The 4,197-nt window shown below is 69.0% G+C and carries 5 protein-coding genes and 1 pseudogene; 2 read left to right on the plus strand and 4 right to left on the minus strand.

From position 1 onward, the window contains the following. Together AC2W7M_RS20885 and AC2W7M_RS20890 are read left to right on the plus strand one after the other, a co-directional pair. A partial coding sequence (locus tag AC2W7M_RS20885) for a thioredoxin family protein (RefSeq protein WP_486134588.1) occupies nucleotides 1-379 on the plus strand: 379 nt, incomplete at its 5' end. Beyond that, entirely contained in the window at nucleotides 282-1,067 is a 786-nt protein-coding gene (locus AC2W7M_RS20890) for a redoxin domain-containing protein (RefSeq protein ID WP_486134590.1), read from the plus strand. The genes AC2W7M_RS20885 and AC2W7M_RS20890, both read left to right, overlap by 98 nt. 251 nt (nucleotides 1,068-1,318) lie before the next feature. On the opposite strand, the pseudogene AC2W7M_RS20895 reads toward AC2W7M_RS20890, so the two are convergent. From AC2W7M_RS20895 to AC2W7M_RS20910, 4 genes and pseudogenes are all read right to left on the minus strand, one after another. Beyond that, nucleotides 1,319-2,595, minus strand: a pseudogene (locus AC2W7M_RS20895) (NAD(P)/FAD-dependent oxidoreductase). A gap of 26 nt (nucleotides 2,596-2,621) precedes the next feature. Continuing rightward, nucleotides 2,622-3,143 carry a DsrE family protein gene (locus AC2W7M_RS20900; RefSeq protein WP_486134592.1) on the minus strand — a complete coding sequence of 174 codons (522 nt, stop codon included), beginning with the start codon at nucleotides 3,141-3,143 and terminating at the stop codon, nucleotides 2,622-2,624. Nucleotides 3,144-3,239: 96 nt separating this feature from the next. After that, a complete protein-coding gene (locus tag AC2W7M_RS20905) occupies nucleotides 3,240-3,563 on the minus strand; it encodes a c-type cytochrome (RefSeq protein ID WP_486134594.1) in 324 nt (107 codons plus the stop codon). Nucleotides 3,564-3,598: 35 nt separating this feature from the next. Then, on the minus strand, nucleotides 3,599-4,197 hold a 599-nt coding region (locus tag AC2W7M_RS20910), incomplete at its 5' end, for a c-type cytochrome (protein WP_486134596.1).

The following is a 4,197-nucleotide window of genomic DNA, read 5'->3' on the forward strand; positions in this document are numbered from 1 at the left end:
GCCGCCCCCCTCCGCGGCCGCCGAGGCATCGGCCGGCAGCGAACCGTTTTCCGCCGCCCGGCTCGCGGCGCTGCGGCGCGAGGGCAGGCCGGTGTTCGTGAACATGACGGCGGCCTGGTGCATCACCTGCCTCGTCAACGAGCGCACGGCGCTCTCCACCGCCGCGGCCAAGGCCGCGTTCAAGGACAAGGGCATCGCCTATCTCAAGGGCGACTGGACCAACCAGGACCCGGAGATCACCCAGTTCCTGCGCGCCTTCGGGCGCGACGGCCTGCCCTTCTATGCCCTCTACCCCGCCGGCGGCGGGGACCCGGCGGTGCTCTCCACCGTGCTCACCGAAGCCTCCCTCGTCGCGGCGCTCGACCGCGCCGCCCCCTGACCCAACGGAGACGACGCATGACCCGACGCTTCTCTTCCGACCGGCCGGCCACCCTTGGCCGGCGCACCTTCCTGATGGCGGGGCGCCGCGAGCCTCGCCGCACGGTCCCCGCTTCCTCGCCGCGACGCCGGCCTTCGCGGCGCCGCAGATCGGCCAGCCCGCGCCCGCCTTCACGGCCACCGACAGCAACGGCCAGACCCAGAGCCTCGCGGCCCTGAAGGGCAAGGTGGTGGTGCTGGAATGGACGAACCACGACTGCCCGTTCGTGCGCAAGCACTACGGCGCCGGCAACATGCAGAAGCTGCAGGCGGAGGCGAAGGCCCAGGGCGTGGTCTGGCTCACCGTGATCTCGTCCGCCCCCGGCGAGCAGGGCGCGGTGGACGGCCCCACCGCAAACGGCCTCACCGGCTCGCGCAAGGCCATGCCGGCGGCGGTGCTGATGGACCCGGACGGCAAGATCGGCCGCGCCTACGGCGCCCAGGTGACGCCGCACATGTACGTCATCGGCAAGGACGGCACGCTGCTCTACATGGGCGGCATCGATTCCATCGCCTCCACCCGCGCCGACGACATCGAGAAGGCGGTGCCCTATCTGCGCGACGCCATGGCGGCGGCGGTGAAGGGCGAGCCGGTAAAGACCGCCGTCACCCGCCCCTATGGCTGCACCATCAAATATATGGGCACCTGACGGCCGCGCCCGTGCACTCATGCGGAGACGCCCGCCGGCCTCCCAGCGGGCGTCTCTTCATGGGAAGGCCGCAAGGCCCGCTTGTCATGCCCGGGCTTGTCCCGGGTATCCACGCTCAACCGCTTGGGGCAACATGCGCAAGCCGTTCCCTGCCCCACCGCGTGGATGGCCGGGACAAGCCCGGCCATGACGTGGCTCAAGGATCAGAGCAGGCTCCGCGCACCCCTCCCCGCGATGCTCCAGACGGGCGCTCAGCCCCAGATGTCGGCGGTGATGCCGGCATACCAGCCCATGTTCTCCTGCTCGGTCTGCCGGCGCACCTCCGCGCTCTCGCCGGTCTTGGAGATGAAGCCCTCCACCTCCTTGATCTTGCCGTCGGCCGGCGCATAGCGCCCGCCCACCTTCACCGCGTCGTCGGTGTCGATCAGGCTCCAGCAGGTGTTGGCATAGCGCGCCGGAAACGCCTTCGAGCCGGTGAGCGCGGCGCGCGCCGCCATGGCCGCCACCTTGGCCTGGCTGTTGGCGGCGAAGGCCGATTTCGGCATATCGCCGGGAATGGCGGCGTCGCCGACGATGAACACGTTCGGGTCCATCTGCGAGGCCATGCTCTCCGGGTCGATGGGGCAGAAGCCGGAGGCGTTGGCGAGCCCCGCGTCGCGGGCGATGGCGCCGGCCATCTGCGCGGGGATGACGTTCACCAGGGCGGCGTTCTTGTAGGTCTCGAACCCGGTCACGACGGTGCCGGTCTTCGGGTCCACCGACTTCACGCCGTCATTGATGCTGGGCGCGAGCCACTCGACCATGCCCGGATAGTGGCGCTCCCAGCCCTCCTGGAACAGGCCCATCTTGGAGAACTTGTCCTTGGGGTCGACGATGATGATCTTGGCCTTGCCGCGCCCCGAGGCCTTGAGCGCATGCGCCATCATGGAGACGCGCTCATAGGGACCGGGCGGGCAGCGATAGGGGTTGGGCGGGGCGATCATGACGATCAGGCCGCCATCGGGCACCGCGTCGAGCTTGGCTTTGAGCAGCTTGGTCTGCGGACCCGCCTTCCAGGCGTGGGGCATGACCTCCTCCGCCGCCTTCGACCAGCCGGGCACGGAATCATATTTGAGGTCGATGCCCGGCGCGAGCACGAGGCGGTCGAAAGGAAGGCGAGAGCCGTCCTCGAGCACCACCTCCTTCTTGTCCCGGTCGATGGATTTGGCCGCCTGGCGCACCATCTTCACGCCCTGGGCGGCAAGCTTGTCGTAGCCGTGCTCCAGGCTGTCGAAGGAGCGGAACCCGCCGAGATAGAGGTTGGAGTGGAAGCAGGTGACGAATTTCGGCGCCGGCTCCACCAGCGTCACGTCGATGGCGCCGCCGGAATCCTTGGCGACGTAGCGCGCCACCGTGGCGCGCCCGGTCCGCCGCCCACCACCACGAGGCGCGGCTTGGCCTGGCCGAGCACCGCCGGTGCCCCGAGCGTGGTGGCGAGAGCGAGCGTGCCCGCGCCGGCGACGAAGTGCCTGCGAGACAGATTGGTCATTGTCGTTTCCTCCCGGTGCCGGCCTGTCAGCCGATCTTGATGTAGGCGAAACCCTTGTTCTGAAGCGCGCCGACGGTGGCGACGCCCGATGGCACGAAGGCGATGTAGGGCGCCTTGCGCACCTTCTCCTTGTCGAGCTTGAGGCGCTCGAAGGTGATGGAGCAGAGGTAGATCTTGAGCCCGTTCTTGGCGACGCCATCCACCTTCTCGAAGATGGAAGGCACCATCACCTCCTCCTTCCAGGTGGTGCCGTCGAGGTTCTCCAGGAAGAACTTCACCCCCTGCCCGTGCGCCACCACGGCAAGCTGGAGCGCGAACGGGTCCGCGCCATAGGCCGAATAGTGGTTGGAGATGTTGGTGAGCATCTGCACGAAGCGCGGCGGGTCGCCGAAGTCGCAATGGTAGAGGCAGGCATTGTCCGCCTCCTTCTTGATGTCGGCGAGCTTGAGGCTCTGCGCGGCGGAGGCGGCGACGGGCGCCGCGCCGGCCAAAGCGAGGGTGCCGAGAAAGGCTCGGCGGCCGAAGTTGAACATCGTCTCCTCCTCCATACGGGCGCCTTTTGCGGCGCCTCGTTTCTGCGCGCCGGGGATGCCCCCGGCCGGCCATGGCCCGCCCCGTCCGCGCGCGGCGGCGGGCGGGTCCGTTCAGTGCCCGCCTGCGGGCTTCAGGCTGCCGAAATAGGCCGCGAGCGCGGCCATCTCCTCCTCGGTGAGGGTGGCGGCGATGGTGCGCATCACCTCGTTGTCGCGCTCCTTCCTGCGGTAGGAGTTGAGCACGGCCACGAACTGGTCCTCCGGCCAGGCGACGATGGCCGGCACGCCGGCCACCGTGGCGCCGGAGGCCTGGTGGCAGGTGACGCATTGCGAGGCGAGGTAGGCGCCGTATTCGCGGTCGCCGGAGGCGCTCGCCCCCGCCGGGCCGATGAGAAGGGGCGCCAGAAACGCCGAGAGGGCGGTGCGCGAACGCACCGCCCTGCCGAGGAGCGCCCGCGCTGGTCGCGGCGTCACTCCAGATTGCCCTTCTGCTCGCCGTCCGGCGTCACGTCGAGGATGCGCGCGCGGCTAATCACCTTCACCTCCCCGGTACAGTTCTTCATGCAGGGATTTGAGTTCCAGAAGGCTTTTTCGCTCTTCTCACGGTCATCGTCGAAGAAGTTCGGTTGGTTCGGAAGCTTCACCTTCGCGAAGTTTTCCTTGGAGAGCACGAAGTCGTCCTTCACCACGTCGTTCAGGTTCAACAGGTAGGCGACGATGGCGTAAGTCTGGTCCGCGGTGAGCGACTGGCCGTTGCCGAACGGCATCGCCCGGTGGATGTAGTCGTAGGCGGTGGAGGCATCGGGCCAGAACGAGCCAATGGTCTTCTCGGGCCGTTCCGACTTCAGCGTCCCGGCGCCGCCGGCCAGCACCGGCCAGCGGCCGGCACCCTCGCCGAACTCGCCGTGGCAGGCGGCGCATTGTTCGAGGAACACCTCCTCGCCCTCCTTCACCGAGCCCTTGCCTTCGGGAAGGCCCTGGCCGTCGGAACGCACGTCGATGTCCCAGGCGGCGATCTCCTCCGCGAGCGCCGGGCGGCCGAGCGCGACGACCTTGGCCGCGCCCCACC

The organism is Xanthobacter sp. BG11Y11_SDJG (assembly GCF_057364445.1).

What these genes read in the sequence shown, in the direction of transcription:
- AC2W7M_RS20890 (WP_486134590.1), top strand. Translation starts at nt 282, where the DNA reads ATGCCCTCTACCCCGCCGGCGGCGGGGACCCGGCGGTGCTCTCCACCG.
- AC2W7M_RS20900 (WP_486134592.1), bottom strand. Translation starts at nt 3,143, where the DNA reads ATGGAGGAGGAGACGATGTTCAACTTCGGCCGCCGAGCCTTTCTCGGC.